Consider the following 20,566-nt stretch of genomic DNA (forward strand, 5'->3'; position numbering starts at 1 on the left):
GGAGGGGATGGTCTGCCGACGCTGGCTAAACGTCTTTGCGTGGGCGCGCCTTCAATCGAACCTGCCCATCCTTCACCATTACAGTGTACTCGACGGCTTGGCATTTGAATTGGTCGCGGATTTGTGAGGACTTTGACTGTACGAACTTGGCAAACGAATCGAAAGCTCCGAGCGGTTGTCCTGCGACTTCGCGCGCGCGCACCATCGCTTCATAGAGCGCGACAACTTCGATCACATCGTCGGTGAACAGCAAAAAGCTTTCCGGATCGACGTCCGCAGCAGCGTTGGTCGAGGCATTCAGGTGACCGAAGCCGCCGACTCCGAGCAGCACATCTTCAGGACGACGGTAGCCCTCTTCTTTGATTTTGGCCTTGCGGCGCCACAGATCGCTGAACACCGAATATTTCTGGGCTATGGAGTTCAGCCGGAATCGTTGCGAGAAGGTGAGACGGCCGTTCTCGATGTTGCGCCGGATGAGCGTCTGCACACGAGATTCCGTGTCCACAGGAGGCTTTTTCGAACCTCCGGCAAAGTAGATGTCGAATTCGATTTTCAGCCGCCGGAAAGAATCTTCTAGCAGCCCTAACTCTTCATCAATGGTCACGGACTTACAGGATAGCAGCGGCTCAGATTACAAAGCAGAGTACAAAAGGGTGCGCTATTGGTTTGGAATATAGCATATTGAGGGCAAAATCTGAGGTATCGAAGGAATTCCGAGCAGGTTCGGATGGGCGCCGTCCAGCAGAAAAATAAAATGTTTACAGTAGCTCTCCTCGCTGCACCTTAACTCGCATCTAAGCTCACATGTTTCGCGGTGAGAAAATCCGCGTGGGTGTGGCTGACGATCACGCGGTTCTGCGTGAGTCGCTGGGAGCACTGCTTTCGGCGCAACCCGACTTCGAAGTGGTGGGAACGGCGAGCAACGGAGTGGAAGCTCTGGAACTGATTCAGCGAGAGCATCCGGACGTGCTGGTTCTCGACCTTTTCATGCCCGCCATGGACGGCTTTGAGGTTCTTCGGCATCTCGACCGGGCTAACGAACGCGTCTCAAGCGTTGTTCTGACTGGCTCGGAAAGCCAGTCGGATTTCGTGCAGGTGGTCCGGTTGGGGGCACGTGGGCTGGTGCTCAAGGGTGATACGCCGGAGAAACTATTTGGCGCCATTCGTGCCGTAGCCGACGGTGAGTTGGCTTTCAGCGATGAGGTGGCCCAAGGCGTGTTGCTGGCCATGTCTGCCGATACGCAACAGGAACGAGCCACCAACTTGCAGCGGCTCAGCGAACGCGAAAAGCAGATCGCCTACCTCGTAGCGCGCGGGATGAAGAACAAGGATATCGCCGTTCAACTGACGATCAGCGAAAACACCGTGAAGCGGCATCTGCAGAGCATCTTTAGCAAGACGGGCGCGAAGGACCGCTTGGAACTGGCCGTCATTGCACTCACCGAGAGCTCCAGTAGCGCGGCGTAGATCACCGTCGAATACTCTTCGGGTAAACCTCGTTCAGCTTCGGTTGAAGGCGTTGCCTCGTCCTCCCACGTTTGACACTGGGTTACAAAGCTCCTAAAGTCAATGCATCGGCTTCAATCCTGAGGGTTGTAGTCGTGCTCTTTTCCAAGTCTGCGTTCGCGCGCCTGAGGCTCTCGCCTCATGGCATGGGAAGCGGGTGAGAATCCCGCGCTGCCGCGCAACTGTGAGTCGGAGACGCCCTTGTAGCCACTGTGCCTAGTGCATGGGAAGGCGTGAGGCAAAATGGGTCAACAAGACCACTCCGAACAGCCAGGAGACCGGCGCGAACACACCAACAACCCCTTTCGCGTGTGAGGGAGGAAGTATGCGAGTTTTCCGCCTCGTATTTTGCACTTTTCTACTACTTACAATTTCAACTTTCGCCTCTGCCTTGGATCTCCGTGTGCGTGTTGTCGATCCGTCGTCTTCCGTCGTGAACGGCGCTCGAGTGGCTGTTTACGCTGACGGCTCAACCGAGCCCCTTGCGCTTGCGAACAGCGATGCGCGTGGATTCGTAAGCTTTTCGAATCTTCAGGGTAACGCGCTTCGCGTCGATGTTCTTGCGCCTGGCTTTGCTTGCTGGAGCACGAATGTGAAGGAGTCTGGCGAGGTCACGGCGAAGCTGAAACTGACTTCGCAATCGGAAACCGTCGTTGTTTCCGCAGCGCCTTCGCCAGTGGAGGCCGGTCTTACGGGGTTGAGCGTATCCACGCTGGATTCGGCGACGTTGAATACACTGCAGCCTGTGTCGGCTTCGGACGCACTTCGATTTTTACCTGGCGTAATTCTCGCTGATGCGGGTAATCGCGGAGGGCAGACATCGCTCTTCGTGCGCGGCAGCGAGTCGCGTTACAACAAGGTTTTCATTGATGGCGTGCCGGTGAGCGATCCGGGAGGCTACTTCGATTTCGGTACAGTTTCCATGGCCGGATTGGATCGGCTCGAAATGCTGCGCGGTTCGGAGAGCGTGCTCTATGGCTCCGACGCGATGAGCAGCGTGGTGCAGATCACGTCGAGCGTCGGGCACACCAAAACTCCTGAGTTGCTCATCGCAGGCGATGGAGGCAACTTCCAGACCGGGCACGGATACGCGTCGTTTTCGGGGGCGCGCGGCCGTTTTGATTACAACGTGTTCGGCGATGAGTTTCACTCCGCCGGACAAGGCGCGAACGACGCCTACGATAACTCGACCGAAGGCGCAAATCTTGGATTGCAAATGGCCAAGAATGCATTTGCGCGGCTGCGCGTGAGGCATACCGATTCCTATGCCGGCGTGCCGGGTGAAACCACGTTCCTCGGACAGCAACTGCTGTTGCCAGACTCCGACGGCCGTGCTCATCAGAACAATCTTCTCGCGGCCCTGGAGTTCAATGTTTCGGCGCCTGAGAAGTGGCAGCATCTACTCACCATTTACAACTACAACCATCAGCGGCGCGATGTGGACAGTGTCACCGACCCATGGCGCACGACTCCCGCCTATGGTTTGATCGACTACCCCTACTCGGACCAGGCCAGCATCAATCGGTTTGGTGTTCGCTACAACGGCGAAGTCTGGGAATCGCGGCGCGCTCGGACGAGCTTCGGCTATGAGTTCGAAGACGAAAATGGCTTCGTAGGCGATAACCTTCTCCCACCGCTGAACCATGGTCTCCGCCGCAATCACGCCGTGTACGGGGAGCAGTTCGTTGAGGTAGGTCGCCTCTCGGCAATCGTGGGTGCGCGTTTCGTTCACAACGAGAGCTTTGGCGACCGTGCCGTTCCGCGTGCTTCACTCACCTATCTGCTGGCGCGAGGAAATGGTTTGTTGAACGGAACGCGCCTGAAGGGCAGTTACAGTGAGGGAATCAAGGAGCCGCGTTTCGAGGAATCATTCGGCATTGGCGGATACTTCATCATTAAGAATCCCAACCTGAAGGCCGAAGAGGCACGCAATCTCGAAGCGGGAATTGAGCAGCGGTTTGGTTCGAGGATCGCGGGCACGGCCACGTATTTCAATACGCTGTTCCGCAACCAGATTACGCTCTCGACGGACCCGGCGACCTTTGTCTCGCAGTACATAAACCTCAACAAGGCGCTGGCACATGGGGCGGAACTGGATCTGAGCGGCAGAATCAGCCAGGCCCTCCAGGTGCAAGGATCATACTTCTATACTTCTACGCAGATCCTTGCAGCGCCACTCAGCTTCGATCCGCTTACGGCGACCGGTGCGCCGCTCATTCGTCGCCCGAAGCATGCGGGAACGCTGCTGCTGTCCTACGCGCGTCCGCGCTATGGAGCAACGCTGGGCGGTTCTTTCATTGGACGCCGTCCCGACTCGGACTACTTCGGCTATGGCTACACGCACGCAGCCGGATATGCAAGGGTCGATCTCGGTGCGTGGTATCGTCTGAACCGTCACGCCACGCTCTATGCCAATGTAAACAATCTACTCAACAAGCATTACGAAGAGGTTTTGGGATACCCGGCGTTGACCGCGAACTTCCGCGCGGGTATGCGTTTCCGGATTGGCGGCGAGTAGTCCGCATATAGGACTTCTTCGCCAGGGAAGCCGGCGGTCCCCCACCGGCTTCCTATTTTTTTGCGGGTAAACTGGAATGAATTTGAGCAGTGATGTGGTCACGCTTATTTACGCGATTCATACTGGACGGAGAACCGGATGGAATACTTCGATTTAGTGCAGGCACGCCGCTCGGTGCGGCGCTATCGTCCCGATCCGGTGTCAAAAGAGCTCGTTTCTCGCATTTTGGAGGCGGTTCGCACGGCACCGACCGCAGGGAATTTTCAAGCGTACGAGATTTACGTCGTGAGTGGAGAGCAACGCATGAAAGCGCTCGCCGCAACGACGTTTAACCACGACTGGGTCGCGCAGGCACCAATGGCGCTGGTGATCTGCACCCATGCGGCGCGTTGCGAATACGACAACAAGGAGCACTGGGCACTGCAGGATGCGAGCATCGCCGCGACCATCGCGCACCTGGCCGCGGCTGATCTGGGACTGGCGAGCTGCTGGGTGGGAGCGTTCATCCCGGCAAAAGTGGCCGAGGTTTTTGAGATTTCTTCAGGACATGTGCCCATGGCGCTGCTGACAATTGGGTACGCGGATGAGACGCCAGCCGACAGTCCACGCCGTGCTATTTCAGAGTTCGTTCACGAGCGGAAATAACAAAAGCGCGGACGAAAATCCGCGCTTCCAACCCTTCCTGATCCTCTTTTACGCCCGAGTTCGCTGTTCGGATTTGTAGTGCTGCAGCCGTTGGCGAATTTCATGAAGTTTATTCACCTGTTCAGCTCCCAAGGGGCGTTCGCAGCCGAGTTGTTTCACGACGAGCGCGATCTTTGCGAAGTGCTCCACGGTTTCCATATTCATGTAGGCCTGCATCAAGTCGCCGCCATAGGTGACGACGCCATGGTTGGCCATCAGCACCGCATCATGATCGGGGATGAAAGGCTCGAGCGACTCCGACAGCTCGGAGGTGCCCGGAGTGGCATAGCTGGCCAGCGGCACGGAGCCGAGCGACAGCAGGACTTCGCTGATGAGCGCCTGATCGAGCGGCAGCCCGCAGGCGGCAAAGCCCGTTGCCGTGGGCGGATGGGCGTGCACGATGGCATTGACGTCCGGACGCATGCGGTAGATCGTCATGTGCATGCCGATCTCGCTGGTGACGTCGCGAAAACCCGAGAGCTTGCGTCCCTGCATGTCCACGACGAGGAGGTCTTCGGCGGACATCATGCCTTTGCAAATGCAGGTAGGGGTAATCAGGACCGAGACTTCGTTCAGGCGCACGGATATGTTGCCGTCAGTCGCGGCAATCAGGCCGCGCTCGTGCAACAGCTTGCCGAAGCGCAATATTGCTAGCCTGGACTCGTAGTCACTCATGCCCGGTTTCAATCCCGTCTGAAAATTCCCGCTCAACGCATAGTACCGTAGCCTCAAGCACTCCGCCACCATTTCTGTGATCAGCTCATCGACCAAGTTGACGCCATATAATTAATTTGTGCTCGTTTCCGAATTTGATTTTCCTTTGCCCCCGGAGCTGATTGCGCAGCATCCGCCCGCTGAACGCGCGGCCTCGCGCATGCTGCACCTTAAGCGTCAGTGCACGGAGAATCTGGCTTCAGGCGCCTGCCTGCGCGATACCGTTTTCACGGAATTTCCGTCTCTGCTGCGCCCCTCGGACCTGGTGGTATTCAACGATACGCGGGTGCTCCCGGCGCGGCTGTTTGGGCACCGCAGCGGGAATCGCGCACAACCCCTGAGCCCGGCGAATCCGGCTTCGCGTGATTTCCTCAAGGGTAGGGTCGAGGTGCTGCTGACGCGCCGCCTACCGGGAGAGGATCAGCTCTGGCAGGCGCTGGTGCGGCCTGGCAAGAAAATCATGCCCGGAGAGCGGCTGTACTTCCCGAACGCTGCGGGCGAGACGCAACTCGAGGCCGAGGTGCTGGAGCGCGGTGAGTTTGGCGAGCGCACGATCCGGTTCCTGCCAGTTCAGGATTTTCTAGCACGCCTCGAGGCGCTCGGGCACATTCCGCTTCCGCCCTACATTGACCGCGAGGATACAGCCGAGGATCGCACGCGCTACCAGACAGTGTTTGCCCGTGATCCCGGCTCGGTGGCCGCACCGACAGCAGGGTTGCACTTCACCGACGAGATTCTGGCAGAGATGCGTGCGAGAGGCGTGGAGACCGCGACTGTGACGCTGCACGTCGGACTTGGAACGTTCTCGCCCATTCGCACCGAGGTGGTTGAGGAGCACAAGATTCACACCGAGTGGTACCAGATTCCTCAGGAGACAGCCGAGCGCATCACGCGAGCCAAGCGTGAGGGGCGGCGCGTGGTGGCCATCGGGACAACTACAGTACGTACGCTGGAATATGCCGCTGGGCAGATTTCGCCCGACCCCGGCCAGACGCACGCGCTCGCGTCTCATAGCGGCGAGGCAAATATCTTTATCTATCCGGGATATCGTTTCCGAGTGGTCGATGCAATGCTGACGAATTTCCATTTGCCGAAGAGTACATTGCTCATGTTGGTATCGGCCTTTGCTGGGCGAGAGGCAATTCTGAAGGCCTATAATCATGCGGTCGCGGAGCGGTATCGCTTCTTCAGCTATGGGGATTGCATGTTTATTGAATAGGCGAGGTGGTGGCTCACTTCATGCTCTCCTGCCGCTAATTTGTTAGCATTTCATCGTGCCAGCTAAGAAGAAATCCGCTCCTACCGAAGCTCCTGTTGCTACTCACACGCCTGTTCTGCCGCCGGAAGGCAAGGGCCGCATCTTTTTGATTGATGCGTACTCATTTGTTTTTCGTGCCTATCACGCGATGGCACGGCAAAGGCCCATGTCCACGCGCTCGGGACTGCCCACGGCAGCTACATTCGTATTCGTCAATATGTTGAACAAGCTGCGGAAGGACTTCTCGCCGGAATACATTGCGGCGGTGTTCGATATGGGGCCGAGCTTCCGTGAGGCGCAGGGCGCAGCCATGCCTGCGATGAAAAAGCGCGACCGCGAGACAGGCGAAATCGTCGAAGTCGCCTATGCGGGTTACAAGGCGAACCGGGCGGAGATGCCCGAGGATTTGCGTCAGCAGATTCCGTATATTCATCGTGCGCTGGATGTGTATCGCATTCCGATCCTGGGCAAGGAAGGATTTGAGGCAGACGACGTAATCGGCACGCTGGCGCACAGGGCAGCAGAGGCAGGCTATTCCGTTTACGTTGTGAGCAGCGACAAGGACATGATGCAGTTGGTCAACGGCAATGTCTGCGTGCTCAATCCGCCGAAGGACAACCTGATCTGCGACCGCGAGAAGGTGAGGGAAATACTCGGAGTGATGCCCGAGCAGGTTGTGGACCTGATGGCCCTGCGGGGAGACTCAATCGACAACGTGCCTGGCGCGCCAGGTATTGGAGAAAAGGGATCGGTCGAGTTGATTCAGCAGTTCGGATCACTGGATGCGTTGCTGGAGCATGCGGCGGAGGTGCAGCGAAAGACCTATCGTGAATCGCTGCAGCAGAATCGCGAGATGATCTTGCTGAGCAAAGACCTTGTCACCATTGATTGCAATGTGCCGATTGAATTTGAGCCGGAGGCAATGCGTGCGAAGGATCCGGATGTGAATGCCGCGCGTGAGCTTTTCGGCGAACTTGAATTCTCGGGGCTGCAAAAGGAGTTTCTGGAAGAGGGCGAAGCCGTTGGCGAGACTAAATATGAAGAACTGACCACCGCGGCGCTGGATGAGATCGCAAATGCGAAGACAGTCGCCGTTGCCCTGAGTGCCGCGGCGCGGTTGACCGAAGTTGAAGCGAGCAAGGCCGCAGCGGAAAGCGAGGACACGACACAGGTCGCTGACGATGTTCCAGAGCAGGGCATGCTTGCGCTCGGCGAACCCATTGTTGTGGCTGCGGAGAAGCCGCAGGAGGGCCAGCCTGTTGCGTTCTCAATCGCCAAATCGGAAAGCTATACGTCGGACCTGAACAGCGAGCACAGAACACGTATCGCGGAACTGCTCGCCAATTCGAAGATTACCAAGGCAGTGCACGACGTGAAGTCCACTGTGCATGCGCTGAAGGACACGGGGCTGGAACTGGCCGCGGTCGAGCACGACACGATGCTCTACTCCTATCTGCTCGATCCGACATACAGTTCGCACACTCTGCCGGAGGTGGCACTGCGGCGACTAGGGCTGAAGCTTACTGGATCGCTGGCCGAAGCGGCGGATATGACGCTGCGTCTGGCCGAAAAATTGCGCGAGGAGATTGACGCGGAGCCGCAGTTTACGCAGCTCTATCGTGAGATCGATCTGCCGCTGGCGTTTGTGTTGCATGGCATGGAGCAGGCCGGCGTGCAACTTGATTGCGATGTGCTGGCCGAGATGTCGCAGAAGTTGCAGGGCGATATTCGCCGGCTCGAGCGGGACATCTACGGCATGGCGGGCGTGGAGTTCAATGTCAATTCGCCCAGGCAACTTGGCGATGTGTTGTTCAACCGCATGGGGTTGCCCAAGCCAGTGAAGTACGGCAAGGGGAAGACGATCTCGACGGCACAGGACGTGCTGGAAGGATTGGCCGCCGAGCACGATGTTGTGAAGCTGGTGCTCGAGTTCCGCCAGCTTACAAAGCTTAAATCGACATATATCGATGCGTTGCCGCAACTGTGCCGCAATGGACGCCTTCACACGAGTTTCAACCAGGCATCAACGGCGACGGGACGACTCAGTTCGACAAATCCGAATCTTCAGAACATTCCCATACGCACGGAATTGGGGCGTGAGATCCGCGCTGCTTTTGTGGCCGCGCCGGGCAAGATGTTGATCGCAGCCGACTACTCGCAGATCGAGTTGCGATTGTTGGCGCACTACTCGCAGGACAAGCTGCTGCTCGATGCGTATCGCACGGGTAAGGACATCCATACAATCACGGCGGCAGAGGTCTTCGGCATCCCGCCGATGTTGATCGATGCCGAGCATCGACGTCGAGCGAAAGCGGTGAATTTCGGAATCGTGTATGGTATCTCGCCGTTTGGACTGGCGGCGCAGTTGGGCATTGAGCAGAAGGAAGCCAAGCAGTTTATCGAGACATACTTTGAGCGCTATTCCAGTGTGCGCGGGTTCCGCGATTCAGTGCTGGAGCAGGCAAGGCGCGATGGATTCGTGCGCAATCTGTTTGGCCGCAAACGACCCATTCCTGATCTGCTGAGCAAGAATCCAAACCTGCGCGGATTTGCCGAACGCACGGCGGTGAACACTCCGCTGCAAGGCACAGCGGCGGACCTGCTGAAGGTTGCGATGATTCGGCTGGATCGCGAGATTCGCAAGCGCGGGTTGAAGGCGCAGATGCTCCTCCAGGTGCATGACGAATTGATGCTGGAAGCTCCTCAGGACGAGGTCGAAGAGGTGAAGGCACTGGTAAAGGAGTGTATGGAGGGCGCCCACGAACTGAGCGTTCCGCTGGAAGTCGAAGTGAGTGAGGGCACCAATTGGCGCGACATGGATTAAGAAAGCAAAGCCCGCCTCGGCGTGAGGCGGGCCTGGGTTCTTGCAACGCGTACTTACAAACGTTACGACACTTCCTGAACTCCGATAGCTTTTTCGAGTTCGGCTGCCACGGCGTCCACATGCTTGTGCATGAGCGCTTCGCTTTCGGCTTCCACCATTACGCGCGCTAGCTTCTCTGTGCCGGAGTAGCGGACTACGAGTCGGCCATTGCCATCGAGTTCCTGCTCGGCTGCTTGAATGGCTGCGGCGACCTCAGGAATGTCCTTCATCGGAACCTTCTCGCGGACGCGCACGTTGCGAATCTTCTGCGGGAACACTTTGAATTCTGACGTCAGCTCATGCAGCGTCTTGCCAGAGCGCGCCACGACATCGAGTACGCGCAACGCGGTTAGCAAGCCATCGCCAGTAGTGGATTCGCCGTCCATGAAAAGAATATGGCCGGACTGCTCGCCTCCGAGCACGGCATGAGATTTCAGCATCTCTTCGAGAACATACTTGTCGCCCACGTTGGCGCGCAGCATCTTAATGCCGTTTGAGCGCAGCGCCTTTTCCAGCCCGAGATTGCTCATGGTGGTGGCGACGACAGTGTCTTCCGCAAGAATGCCGCGGGCTTTCATATCGCGTGCCGCAACCAGCAGCACGGCATCACCGTTGACCACGTTGCCTTGGGCATCGCTGAACAGCGCGCGATCGGCATCGCCATCGAGCGTGATACCAAGGTCGAACTCGCCTGCACGACGCTTTAATTGCTGTGCGACGTGCTCGGGATGCAGCGCACCACAGCCGTCGTTGATGTTGCGTCCGGTGGGCGAGGTGTGGAGAGCTTCGACCTTGACGCCGACGCGATCGAGAAGCTCAGGGCCGACGACGCTTGCTGCGCCGTTCGCGCAATCGATCAGGACGCGCATTCCTGCCAGTCGCGTCGAGTCAACATTGGAAGCGAGCCAGCGCTCATAATCGGCGCGCAGTGCGGCGCGTCCGGGAATGATCTCGGCTGTCAGGTCAGTTTTGTCATGCTCATGCTCAAGCAACTGGTCGAGGTGCTCGAAAATTTCGGCTTCGATTTCGTGCTCAATCTCGTCGGCAAGTTTCATTCCGTTCTTGCCAAAGAGCTTGATGCCATTATCCTGCCAAGGATTGTGTGAGGCGGAGATGACAACACCCGCGGCGAATCCGTGGGTACGGGTGAGATAGGCGATGCCAGGAGTGGTGAGTACGCCCGCGCTGGCGAAACCGCATCCTGCGTCGACAAGGCCGCGTGCTATGGTCTCGGCGATCCATACACTCGATTCACGCGTGTCCAGTCCGATCACGACCTTGGAGTCGGCGGAGCGGCGCATAAGGCGGGTGCCAAGCGCGCGTCCAATGGCATAGACCGTGGTGCGGTCCAGTGGATATTCGCCCGCTACGGCGCGAATACCGTCAGTTCCAAATAACTGCCTCATAGTTTTCCGTACAGGAGCTGCCAACTAGGGGACTCCAGCTTTCGATGATGATTTTTGCGTTCTTACGATGACATGAATGGGCGCCGATCCGGAAATGTGCACCAGCGGATCGGGCACGAATGCCATAGTTTCAAAGCTTGCCTGCCCAGCAACTCCGGTTACGTCAACTGCGTCGGTTGCGGCGCTTTCCACGGCTTTCACGTGGCGTGCGGGACCGGTGACGGTGAGAACCGCCGGGTCGGCTGCAACAGACTCGATCCGATAGCCAGGTGGTAAGGTCCCAACCACGCGCGGACGAACCGGGATCTGCCGCGTGGCGCGGGTGTCGAAGGCCATGCGCAGGCGGCTCGGCGTTACCTGCATCACTTCCACGTCGTGCGGCACCTGGATGCGGTCAGGCGTGAGGTCATAGGTGTGCTCGCCCGGCGCCGCACCCTGCAGGTCGATGTTCGCGTGCACGCCCGATTGTGCGAGCTCTCGCAAGATGCGGGCTGGTCCACGCAACCGGATCTGCGCCTGGGGTATGACGTCGGAGGAGTAATCGAGATTCTTCGGGGGATGAGAAAACTCGACCGGGACAAGTAGAGAAACTTCGGAAACAGGATCGCGCGCAACTCCGTACCACATAAGCACGGCGATCAGTACCGAAGTGATTTTCAGCAGAAGGTTGTCGAAGAGAAGATGCCGGACGCGTGTGATCACAACGAGTCCTCCCGTTCGGCATCGCGTTGTTGCGAATGCAACGTGCGATCTTCACTGCGCGCGCGCAGAGTTTCGAGGGTGCTCGGGGTAAGATGTGCTCCCGGGGCAGGGATTTCCGGCTGTGGGACGTAGCGCATGAGCAGCTCGCCGAGACGCTGCCGCAGACGCTCGGGAGTGATTTCACGCTCAACTTGCCCACCCACGGCGATGCTGATGCCACCTGTTTCCTCGGAGACAATCACGGAAACTGCGTCAGTCTCTTCCGTAATGCCGATGCCTGCACGGTGTCGAGTGCCGAGCTGCGTGGAAAGCAGGGGATTCATCGACAGCGGCAGGAAGCAAGCCGCGGCCGCAATGCGATCTTTTTGCAGAATTACTGCGCCATCGTGCAGCGGTGCACTCGGGCGGAAGAGCGTGGCCAGCAGGTCGTAGGAAAGATGTGCATCGAGGGCGACTCCGCTCTCGATGTAGGTGCGAAGGCCGATTTCGCGTTCGATGACGATGAGCGCGCCAGTCTGATCTTGCGAGAACGTGCTCGCTGCCATCACGATGTCGTCGTAGGTGTCGCTTGCAGCGGCCTGTGAGCCGCGGGCCAATGTCAGGTTGCGACCAAGTCGTGCGAGTGCCTGTCGGATCTCCGTCTGGAAGATGACGATGAGAGCGAAGATGCTGTAGGGAAGTATGGTGCCGACCAGCCAGTCGAGCGTACGCAGGTTGCTGAGGTGCGCAATGTAGAAGGCAATCACCAGAGCGCCAACGCCCGTCAACATGGGGACGGCGCGAGTGCCTCGTACCAGTAGAAGAAACTGATAGATCAGGAAAGACACAAGCAGAATGTCCAGAATTGATCCGGTCGTCAATTGCGGCGAATATCCAGACAGATCCGGGAACTTCGGCATGGTCTCCTTTCGAGAACTCTGGGATGGAACGACACAAGCGCACTAATGTCGGAACATGCCATTGTAAAGCAGCCCACAACATAAAACAGCGTACAAGGCTGATTCTTGAGCTTTCGTAACATTCGCTATGACTGCTGTTGTGAGGTGTTTTCGGCCGCAACAGATTCGACTTTGGCCTGCACCTCGCCGTGAGCAAAGCGGGCGCGGATAGCGTCTCCTGAGGCAAGCTGGGCGGCGTCTTTCACCAGCGTCCCCTTGTTGTCGAATACAAGCGAATAGCCGCGCTCGAGGATGGCGACGGGTGAGAGGGCAGCCAGCTTGGCCGAGGCCTGTTCGAGGCGGGCGCGCCGGGCCATGAGGACATGGCGAGCGGCGGACGAGAGTCCTTGGGCGCGAGCGAGCAGCAAGCTCTGCCACGTTCGGAGCTGCTGGCGCATATCTCGCTGCTGCAGGCGAGAAGTCTCAATTTCGATACGGCGGCGGGCTTCGGAAAGGCGCGCAAGGACAAGGCTTTCCAGTCTGAACCCGAGGTCATCGACCCGCTGCTGGCGCCGGGCGAGCAGGTCTTCCATGCGGGCGAAGACGCGGTTCTTTTCGAGCGACGTCAGGCTTTGGCGGGCTCCGAGCACCTTGTACTGCATGGCGCGCCGTAGGCGTTCGCCCAGAGTGAACACCGCATCCTGCAGGTCGTGTTTGGAACGGATGACAATCTCGGCGGCAGCCGAAGGGGTTGGCGCGCGGAGGTCCGCAACGAAATCGCAGATGGTGAAGTCCGTCTCGTGACCTACGGCCGAGATTACCGGGATACGGCTGGCGGCAACTGCGCGCGCGAGCGCTTCCTGATTGAACGCGGCAAGATCTTCGGCGCTGCCTCCGCCACGGGCAACGATGATGACGTCGACGGCGGTCTCCGAGCCCGGTTCCTGTTTATTGAAGTAGCGAATGCCGGCGGAAACCTCGCTGACAGCGGCTTCGCCCTGCATCTGGGCGGGGAAGATCAGCACGCCGAGCGATTCATGGCGGCGGCGCAGCACATTGAGGATGTCGCGAATGACCGCGCCACGAGGGGAGGTGACTACGCCCACGCGACGGGGCAAAAGAGGCAGCCGCTTTTTGCGCTCCTGAGCGAAAAGCCCCTCGGCAGCAAGTTTTGCCTTGAGTTGCTCGAAGGCTACCTGCAAGGCCCCCGCGCCCATGGGTTCCATGTATTCGGTCAGTAGTTGCATCTCACCGCGGGCCTCGTACATGGTGATTCGGCCTCGGACGATTACCTGCATCCCATTCTGCGGACGGAAACGCAGCAGCCGTGCCTGTGTGCGAAACATGACGATGCGAAGCTGGGCGTCGCCATCTTTCAACGTGAGATAGATGTGACCGCTATCCGCAGGGCGATAGTTGGAGATTTCGCCTTCGACCCACACGTCTGGAAACCCCTTCTCCAGGTGATTGCGAACGGCGGTGACGAGGTCGCGGACGCCGTAAATTCGGCGCGAAGGGGGCTCGGCAATCGTGAAATCGAACGAAAATTGAGAATCGCCCACGCGGGCATTCTAGCAGGCGAGAAGAGGAGTGCAACCGGTGCTGGCAGGAGGGGCTATCGCCGGAAGTTGCGCAGGAACCACATGATGAGCGTAAGCAGGACGCTCAGAACGATAGACGTGCCGATGGGAAAGTACACCTGGGTGTTGCCGCTGCGGCTGCGCCACTGCAGGTCTCCGGGCATGCTCCCAAGAGGAATCCCCAGCCGCGAGCTGAGCACCATCGCGGCGCCCACTACAATAAGCACCAGGCCCACTCCCAGCAGAGTTTTCCCTATCTCAGCCATCGCGCCAGTTTAGCAAAATACGATCGCTGCTTCCGCACGAAGCTCCACGGCAGGTTGAAATAGTTGACTGGCCTACCGCGATCTTTCTGCATCCAACGCAATGACCGCCGGAGTAAGTTGACACGGTCTGAGGCGTTCACCTCGCCAGCGATAATTATGATTCGGAAGAGCAATTTCGGCCTCTATCTTTGTTTCACGGTGGCATTGCTATTGCCGCTCAGGGCCTTTGCTGCAGATCCAGTCCCGGTCTCGATCAACCGGCCAGGGTTGGTGGCGCTCACTGCTAACGAGATCGTTAATCGGCTTGAGGATGGAAACCAGCACCGAGCAGCCGCACTTCGAGCTTACGAAGGCAAGCGATACTACACGCTGACGTACCACGGATTTCTGTCGAATCGTCAGGCTGCACTCGAAGTGATTGCGAAATACCAGGCACCTGACAGCAAGAGCTTCGACATCGTTTCAGAAGATGGATCGAAGATGCTCCAGTCCAAAGTGTTTTCCAAGCTACTGGAAAGCGAGCAGGAAGCATCCCAGGTTGAAAACCAGCGCCAGGCCTCGCTTACTCGGGAGAATTACGAATTCACTCTGATCGGCGAAAGACCCAGTCCATACGGCGGCTGCTATCGGCTCAAGGTAGAGCCTCGGCGCGAAGATAAATTTCTCTATCGCGGCGAAATCTGCGTGAACTCGACGGACTTTGCTGTGGAGACAATCGATGCGGAGCCAGCGAAGAATCCTTCCTTCTGGATGAAGAAAACGCGCATCGAGCACCGCTATCAGAAGATCGGACAGTTCTGGCTACCAGCCTCTAACCAGACGGTCACAAGCATGCGCATGGGTGGTACGGCCGTTCTGAACATCGTGTATTCGCAGTACGAACTGCACTGAGATCCTTCGCCAAGTAGTTTCGCTCGCAATAAAAATGCCGGAGCCTTGGCTCCGGCATTTTTAATACCCACAGACTTAGAAGTGATACACGATCTGAATCGAGGGTTCGGGGACGTGCGTCTTCAGCTGCGTTCCGAACGGTTCGCCGCTCAGTTTGAAATCCGGCGAGGTCCGAAGCAGTCCGCGATACTGCAGGCGAAGGCCCCAGTGATCGGTAAACTTCAGGTCGGTTCCAAAGCCATACGCAAACGCTGGCTTGGTTTCTGTTTCCGGAGTGCCGCTCGTGGTGAAGCCGCCATCAACGGGTCCAAAGTGAACCATTCCGCCGCCGAACATCGCATAGGGCTTTACGCGGTCGTTGGAAGGCAGGCGGAAGATGTAGGTGCCGATCACTTCGACGTTATTCGAAAGCACGCGAGTGAAAGTGCCGCTTTGAAAGCCGCTGCCTTGGAAGAACAGTTCGGAGGCACGATTCACGGTCACGGCAACTCCGACTGCGCTGTGACGACCGAAGTCGTAGCGGGCATCGACCACTCCGCCGAGCGACTTGGTGCTTGTCTGCGTGTTGGCATTGCCGCCAGCTTCGAGAGTCTTAGTGGTGAATGTTGAGGCCGGGAAAACTCCCTGACCGCCTACGCCGATAGAAATATTGGAAACAATGCCCTGCGCGTGTGCCATGCTGCCAAACGCCAGTACGGTGATGAGAATCAGCTTGAGTTTCAAAACTCTCTCCTTTACTTGGGGACAACGGCTACGAGGCTGGGAACCAGTTCAACAGTGCTGGATAGGTCCTCGGTGCCAGTCTTAGTTCCGATGCCAGTGGTGCCATCAATTCCGATTGCAAAGCGATGCAACGTCGATGCTCCGGTGCTTGCGTCATGCGTTCCGACATAGAGATAACGTCCGTCCATCAGCACGCCACCGCTCAATGGAGTGATCGGGGCATTGTTCGCCGTGGTCAGCGTGAACGCTGTATTGCCGTTCACGTCGTAACCGTGAACGACCGGCTCTGCCGTAGCGCAGCTTGAAACACCGTTCGTGGACGGATACCCGGTCACGAACGCTTGCTGCAGTCGCGGCGAGAAGCTTACCTGGGGCGACGCACAGGACACTCCTGCTGCCGTCGAGACAGGCGTGCTAACCGATACCAACGACTTACAGACGTTGCCTATAAGCGGCGTGGACCCGATCTGCGAACTGCTGGTGATGGAGAAGTTCAGCCACTGATTGGAAGACGACAACCCAATCAGGTGAGGCACGCTATTGATGACCGTCGTGTCAAGCTCCTGGGGAGCGGGAGCGTTTACGGTTTGGCGTAACGCGTCGTTGCAAGTGGAGTAATCGACAACCTGGTCTCCGCTGGCAATGTACGACTGACCATCGGGGATCCAAGCTAGCGCCTTCACTCCCGTGCTGCTGTTGCTGGCGATCTTTACGAATGCATCAGCCTGGTACACATACACGCCTTGTGAACCGGCAATCCAGATGTTGGAGTTGTCAGGGGTGAACGCCACGGAGGTGATTCCGGGGATCGCGAAGCGAACAGCATTCTTCGCCCCGGCGGTGTCGATGAAGAACACCAGGCCGTTTGTCACATCCGATACCACGACGTAGCGGCTATCGGGCGAGACGCCCAACACCTTGCCGGTGACAAAGTCCGTATTTAATCCGCCCTCGATGGGGTAGGTGTTGATCGACGATTGATATGCGGCAAGGTCGACGATCACCAGTCCTGCATCGCTGCCGAGGTACGCCTTCTGCCCATTGGGAGAGACCACCAGCGAATTCGGGAGATTCGCCAGTTCCACTCGCTGGGTAACGGTCAGCGACTCGCTGTCATACACCAGCAACCGGTGCAAGGGGTTGGCCACGTCAGCGGAATTCGTGACCAGCACGAAGCTGGGCGAAGTTCCCTGGACGGTCACTCCAATCGGATTGCTGTAGATCGGATAGCCGAAGCCAACCTCGCTTCCTGTAACTGTCCTTTTACCCGACGTCCCCGCATCCGGCACGACGAAATTTTCTACCGCGTTGTTGCAGGTAGAGGGTTCGCACGACGCAGTGACACTGAAGTGACCCGAGGTATTGGCTCCGAGCTTTGCAGTGAGAGGAACGACGGTCGTGAAGGAGCCGGTGACCGGATTGGACGAGAGATAGTTGAGCGACAAGTTGGTCAGCGGATTTCCGTTGGTGTCGGTGACCGTTGCCGTCATGTATCTCTGATCGCCCTTATTTAAGAGCAGATCGGCGGTGTTGTACGGTGGCTTGGGAAGCACTCCACCAACGTACGGCGATGTTCCCACACTGATCGCGCTTGGCGGGCAGGTGGCAAACGACAGCGGTGCACTGAGGGTGCCATTCAGTTTCGCGTAGATATTGGCAACACCCGGAGCGCGAGCTGTGACAAACCCAAACGAGCTTACCTCCGCCACATTGGTATCTGAAGAAGTCCAGGTGTAGTCATTGGTGCGAACCGTACCGCCTGTCACACCGCCGAAATCAGGCGTTGCAACATACTGCACGTAGTTTCCCTGCGATACGCATCCGCTTCCGGGATACTGATGGTTCGCTGCGGCTACATTGACGTCAGATCCCACCGGGGCCGCCGCTGCGCTCAGCTGTATGCTGACCGCACGCGGATGAATGGTCACCAGGGTAGAGCCACTGACGCTATGACTGGCGTCGATGGCTGTAATAGTGACTTGTCCCGTCGGCAGATCCGGTTTTCCGGCATTTGCGGTGCCCTGCGGGAAAACGCTTGGCGTGCAGGTAAGATAGCGCGAATCCCACAGCCCGGCGCAGACCTCGCCCGAAGGGGAAACGGTAACCCGCGAATCGGATGAGTAGAACTTGATCGTCGGCTGCGGTGAGACAGCGCTCGGCGTGCTGTTCTGGTTGGACAGATCAACTGTTGCGCTGATCGAGGCCCAGTCTCCAGAATTCAGCGTGAATTGATCTGGCGTCACCACGACCGAGTACTCATCGTGGACTTCGGGTTGAGTGCTGCTCTTCACCGAGCTTCCGCAGCTCGCAAGAAGACCGGCAACTCCCCCCGCAATAATCAAAGTTAACAACCGATTCATGCACCCACCTATCGGATGGTGATCCAGGTCGGAGCGCCTTCGGCGCTTACCGATGCCGGGTTCTGCGCTCTGATTCTTCCGGTGTTCTGATCAAGCTTGAACTGGAAAACCTTGTTCGCAGCGGTGTCAAGCAGGAAGAAGGCGTTATTGGAGCTGGAAATGGTCAGGAAAGATGGCGTGGTACAACCGTTTCCGCAATCAAAGGGAGACGCATTCGAGGTAATGACACCACCCTGGACCACCTCATCGGAGCCGAGAACCTCGCTCAACTCGCCAGTGCTGGAAGTGATCTTGAAGGAAGAGATATTGTGTGAACCCTGGTTGGCGACCAGAAGATAGCGGTTGTCGCTCGTAATGGTGCCTGCAACAGGATTGGAAGGCGCAGTATAAATCTTTGCGCCGGTGGTCGGATCATTCGACGTGTGGGCGGGATTCTCGTTGAACGGGGAGCCGGCCATCGCCTGAAGAACGCCCGATCCCGAGGTGTTGTACCCGAAGATGCTGGGAGTGGCGACCTCGACGCCGAGTCCGTTGTTGGTACCGGTCGCCGTCTTGTCGAGGACATACAGGAAGCTTCCATTAGGCGACAGCACGAGATAGTCGGGGCTGTTGCCAACCGGGAGGGTCGATGCCAATGTCGCAACGCCCGAGGAGGTATTCAGCGTGAAGCTCAAAACCGCCTGCTGATCCGGTGCCAATGCGTATAGAACGCTTCCGCCGGAGGACATGATCAGCTGAGTGATTCCGTAGTTGATCAGGGCCGGGCTTCCGACTGTCGAGAGTTGGCCGGTAGAGGCGTCGATCGAGTAAACGGCCAGCCTCTTGGTGTCCTTCAGCGCTACATAAAGGAAATTATTGCTCGGAGAAATCACCAGTGCGCTGCCCTGGCCAGAGAGAGGATAGGGCTGCTTGGGGTCCACAGGCGTTTTCAACTGGCCATCGCCCGAGCGGGTATAACCGTAGAGGTTGGTGCCGCCCGCATCCAGGAAGTACGCCCATTTTCCGTTGGCGGAGAATTGCAGAACCTTGGGCGATGCCGGAGTATCCTGAGGCGAAATGCCGGATTTGGTTAAAGTGCCATCCGTGTTGATGTTGAACACGGTGAATCCAGTTCCAGTAGAATTGCTGATGTAGGCCAGCGTTCCGGTGCTTGTAACTCCACCACAGCCGACCGTGAATGCCAAAAGACAAAGTGCGGCTGTAAAGCCGATCAAGCGCTTCATGCAAGCTCCCAGGGCGAAGCGAGTGCCGCCCGCCCATCTTTAGTCGAAAATCGATCCTGCCTAATCATAATTCGGGCAGACCACAATTCACCCTCAAGTTAAGCAGCAATTTGGGTAAATTTTCCTATCTCGGATTGTGAGATTCTACTCTATTGGACTCAAATTGGCCGCTTAGTAATTTGCGTAGAGCGGTGAGGTGTGGTTACTTTGCCAACCTCACCCTCTTGGTTTCATGGCCTGCGCTTGCCTCTGGATCATCCGTCGCCGCAGAATATTTTCACGAAAGGGAACGGCTTGGAACTCAACCTGAACGCGGTAGAGAAGCGAGTTTTGGGCTCGCTGCTGGAAAAAGATATCACCACGCCGGAGTATTACCCGCTCACGCTCAACGCACTGCAGGCGGCGTGCAACCAGAAGTCAAACCGAGACCCGGTGATGGACCTGAATGAGTCCGACCTGCGCGAGGCCTTGCATTCATTGGAACAAAAAGGCTTCGCGGGTGTGGCGAGGGCTGAAGGAAGAGTGGCGCGTTTCGAACATCGAATGGGCGAGGCGCTAAACCTTGGCCGACGCGAAAGCGCTTTGCTCTGCACCCTGCTGCTGCGCGGGGCACAGACTCCGGGCGAGCTGCGCAGCCGCAGCGAACGCATGCATCGCCTCGAAGATCTCGACGAGGTGCAGCTTGTGCTCCAAAAGCTGATGGAGCACGAGCCGCCGTTGGTGAAACTACTGCCGCGACAGCCGGGCACCAAAGAAGCCCGGTATGTGGATCTATTCGGCGACGCACCGACGATACCAGCCGAGGCGAATGATAATTCCGATATGGCAGAGTCAGGCGACGAACATCGGGTCGCGGCGCTGGAGGCAGAGATAGCACGGCTTCGCGCGGAGTTCGACGAGCTGCGTCAGCAGTTTGCGGATTTCCGGCGGCAGTTCGAGTCGTGAGACTTTAGGCTTTGAAACCCAAGCACGGCAGCGTAGCATTCAAGTAGTT

At 57.8% G+C, this 20,566-nt stretch carries 17 protein-coding genes and 1 riboswitch; of the genes, 7 read left to right on the top strand and 10 right to left on the bottom strand.

Annotated features, from left to right (window positions below; translation table 11 throughout):
* Window positions 1–25: 25 nt before the first annotated feature.
* Entirely contained in the window at window positions 26–604 is a 579-nt protein-coding gene (locus AC6IY8_RS17570; protein WP_497775999.1) for an MXAN_5187 C-terminal domain-containing protein, read from the bottom strand.
* A gap of 200 nt (window positions 605–804) precedes the next feature.
* Between AC6IY8_RS17570 and AC6IY8_RS17575 the strand changes: the two genes are divergently transcribed.
* The 3 genes from AC6IY8_RS17575 (at window position 805) to AC6IY8_RS17585 (ending at window position 4,669) form a co-directional block, all read left to right on the top strand.
* Window positions 805–1,467, top strand: coding sequence for a response regulator (locus AC6IY8_RS17575; protein WP_497776000.1), 663 nt, complete (start codon window positions 805–807; stop codon window positions 1,465–1,467).
* A 141-nt stretch (window positions 1,468–1,608) separates the two neighbouring features.
* A riboswitch (cobalamin riboswitch) is annotated at window positions 1,609–1,807 on the top strand.
* Between the two features lie 102 nt (window positions 1,808–1,909).
* A complete protein-coding gene (locus AC6IY8_RS17580) occupies window positions 1,910–4,024 on the top strand; it encodes a TonB-dependent receptor (protein WP_497776002.1) in 2,115 nt (704 codons plus the stop codon).
* Between the two features lie 138 nt (window positions 4,025–4,162).
* Complete coding sequence (locus AC6IY8_RS17585) at window positions 4,163–4,669, top strand: nitroreductase family protein (RefSeq protein WP_497776004.1); 507 nt, start codon at window positions 4,163–4,165, stop codon at window positions 4,667–4,669.
* Between the two features lie 48 nt (window positions 4,670–4,717).
* Here the strand turns inward: AC6IY8_RS17585 and AC6IY8_RS17590 are convergent, their stop codons facing one another.
* Complete coding sequence (locus tag AC6IY8_RS17590; RefSeq protein WP_497776005.1) at window positions 4,718–5,383, bottom strand: class II aldolase/adducin family protein; 666 nt, start codon at window positions 5,381–5,383, stop codon at window positions 4,718–4,720.
* Between the two features lie 118 nt (window positions 5,384–5,501).
* Between AC6IY8_RS17590 and queA the strand changes: the two genes are divergently transcribed.
* Both queA and polA read left to right on the top strand, forming a co-directional pair.
* Window positions 5,502–6,641, top strand: coding sequence for a tRNA preQ1(34) S-adenosylmethionine ribosyltransferase-isomerase QueA (gene queA / locus AC6IY8_RS17595; RefSeq protein WP_497776006.1), 1,140 nt, complete (start codon window positions 5,502–5,504; stop codon window positions 6,639–6,641).
* 55 nt (window positions 6,642–6,696) lie between these two features.
* Window positions 6,697–9,504 (top strand): DNA polymerase I, encoded by a 2,808-nt coding sequence (gene polA / locus AC6IY8_RS17600; protein ID WP_497776008.1) that lies wholly within the window; start codon window positions 6,697–6,699, stop codon window positions 9,502–9,504.
* A 62-nt stretch (window positions 9,505–9,566) separates the two neighbouring features.
* Here polA and glmM read toward each other — a convergent pair whose 3' ends face one another.
* From glmM to AC6IY8_RS17625, 5 genes are all read right to left on the bottom strand, one after another.
* Window positions 9,567–10,949 (bottom strand): phosphoglucosamine mutase, encoded by a 1,383-nt coding sequence (gene glmM, locus AC6IY8_RS17605; protein ID WP_497776009.1) that lies wholly within the window; start codon window positions 10,947–10,949, stop codon window positions 9,567–9,569.
* A 24-nt stretch (window positions 10,950–10,973) separates the two neighbouring features.
* On the bottom strand, window positions 10,974–11,651 hold the full coding sequence (locus AC6IY8_RS17610) for a CdaR family protein (RefSeq protein ID WP_497776010.1): 678 nt from the start codon (window positions 11,649–11,651) through the stop codon (window positions 10,974–10,976).
* Window positions 11,648–12,550, bottom strand: coding sequence for a diadenylate cyclase CdaA (cdaA, locus tag AC6IY8_RS17615; protein WP_497776011.1), 903 nt, complete (start codon window positions 12,548–12,550; stop codon window positions 11,648–11,650). Before cdaA ends, AC6IY8_RS17610 begins: the two co-directional genes overlap by 4 nt.
* 125 nt (window positions 12,551–12,675) lie before the next feature.
* Entirely contained in the window at window positions 12,676–14,091 is a 1,416-nt protein-coding gene (xseA, locus tag AC6IY8_RS17620; RefSeq protein ID WP_497776012.1) for an exodeoxyribonuclease VII large subunit, read from the bottom strand.
* A 53-nt stretch (window positions 14,092–14,144) separates the two neighbouring features.
* Window positions 14,145–14,375 carry a DUF2905 domain-containing protein gene (locus AC6IY8_RS17625; protein WP_497776013.1) on the bottom strand — a complete coding sequence of 77 codons (231 nt, stop codon included), beginning with the start codon at window positions 14,373–14,375 and terminating at the stop codon, window positions 14,145–14,147.
* A gap of 156 nt (window positions 14,376–14,531) precedes the next feature.
* Here AC6IY8_RS17625 and AC6IY8_RS17630 point away from each other — a divergent pair, with 156 nt between their 5' ends.
* Window positions 14,532–15,266 (top strand): DUF5686 family protein, encoded by a 735-nt coding sequence (locus AC6IY8_RS17630; RefSeq protein ID WP_497776014.1) that lies wholly within the window; start codon window positions 14,532–14,534, stop codon window positions 15,264–15,266.
* A gap of 75 nt (window positions 15,267–15,341) precedes the next feature.
* Here the strand turns inward: AC6IY8_RS17630 and AC6IY8_RS17635 are convergent, their stop codons facing one another.
* The 3 genes from AC6IY8_RS17635 to AC6IY8_RS17645 form a co-directional block, all read right to left on the bottom strand.
* On the bottom strand, window positions 15,342–15,989 hold the full coding sequence (locus AC6IY8_RS17635) for an outer membrane beta-barrel protein (RefSeq protein ID WP_497776015.1): 648 nt from the start codon (window positions 15,987–15,989) through the stop codon (window positions 15,342–15,344).
* Window positions 15,990–16,000: 11 nt separating this feature from the next.
* The gene (locus tag AC6IY8_RS17640; RefSeq protein WP_497776017.1) at window positions 16,001–18,280 is read right to left on the bottom strand and encodes a YncE family protein; all 2,280 of its coding nucleotides are present in this window, start codon (window positions 18,278–18,280) and stop codon (window positions 16,001–16,003) included.
* A 77-nt stretch (window positions 18,281–18,357) separates the two neighbouring features.
* A complete protein-coding gene (locus tag AC6IY8_RS17645; RefSeq protein ID WP_497776018.1) occupies window positions 18,358–19,572 on the bottom strand; it encodes a lactonase family protein in 1,215 nt (404 codons plus the stop codon).
* Between the two features lie 294 nt (window positions 19,573–19,866).
* Here AC6IY8_RS17645 and AC6IY8_RS17650 point away from each other — a divergent pair, with 294 nt between their 5' ends.
* Entirely contained in the window at window positions 19,867–20,517 is a 651-nt protein-coding gene (locus tag AC6IY8_RS17650) for a YceH family protein (RefSeq protein WP_497776019.1), read from the top strand.
* Window positions 20,518–20,566: the final 49 nt, after the last annotated feature.

Source organism: Koromonas soli (assembly GCF_059726265.1).

Bases quoted from the DNA above. Each gene is read 5' to 3' on its own strand.
- AC6IY8_RS17645 (WP_497776018.1), bottom strand. From the start codon at position 19,572: ATGAAGCGCTTGATCGGCTTTACAGCCGCACTTTGTCTTTTGGCATTC.
- cdaA (WP_497776011.1), bottom strand. From the start codon at position 12,550: ATGCCGAAGTTCCCGGATCTGTCTGGATATTCGCCGCAATTGACGACC.
- AC6IY8_RS17590 (WP_497776005.1), bottom strand. From the start codon at position 5,383: ATGAGTGACTACGAGTCCAGGCTAGCAATATTGCGCTTCGGCAAGCTG.
- AC6IY8_RS17575 (WP_497776000.1), top strand. From the start codon at position 805: ATGTTTCGCGGTGAGAAAATCCGCGTGGGTGTGGCTGACGATCACGCG.
- AC6IY8_RS17585 (WP_497776004.1), top strand. From the start codon at position 4,163: ATGGAATACTTCGATTTAGTGCAGGCACGCCGCTCGGTGCGGCGCTAT.
- AC6IY8_RS17625 (WP_497776013.1), bottom strand. From the start codon at position 14,375: ATGGCTGAGATAGGGAAAACTCTGCTGGGAGTGGGCCTGGTGCTTATT.
- AC6IY8_RS17630 (WP_497776014.1), top strand. From the start codon at position 14,532: ATGATTCGGAAGAGCAATTTCGGCCTCTATCTTTGTTTCACGGTGGCA.
- glmM (WP_497776009.1), bottom strand. From the start codon at position 10,949: ATGAGGCAGTTATTTGGAACTGACGGTATTCGCGCCGTAGCGGGCGAA.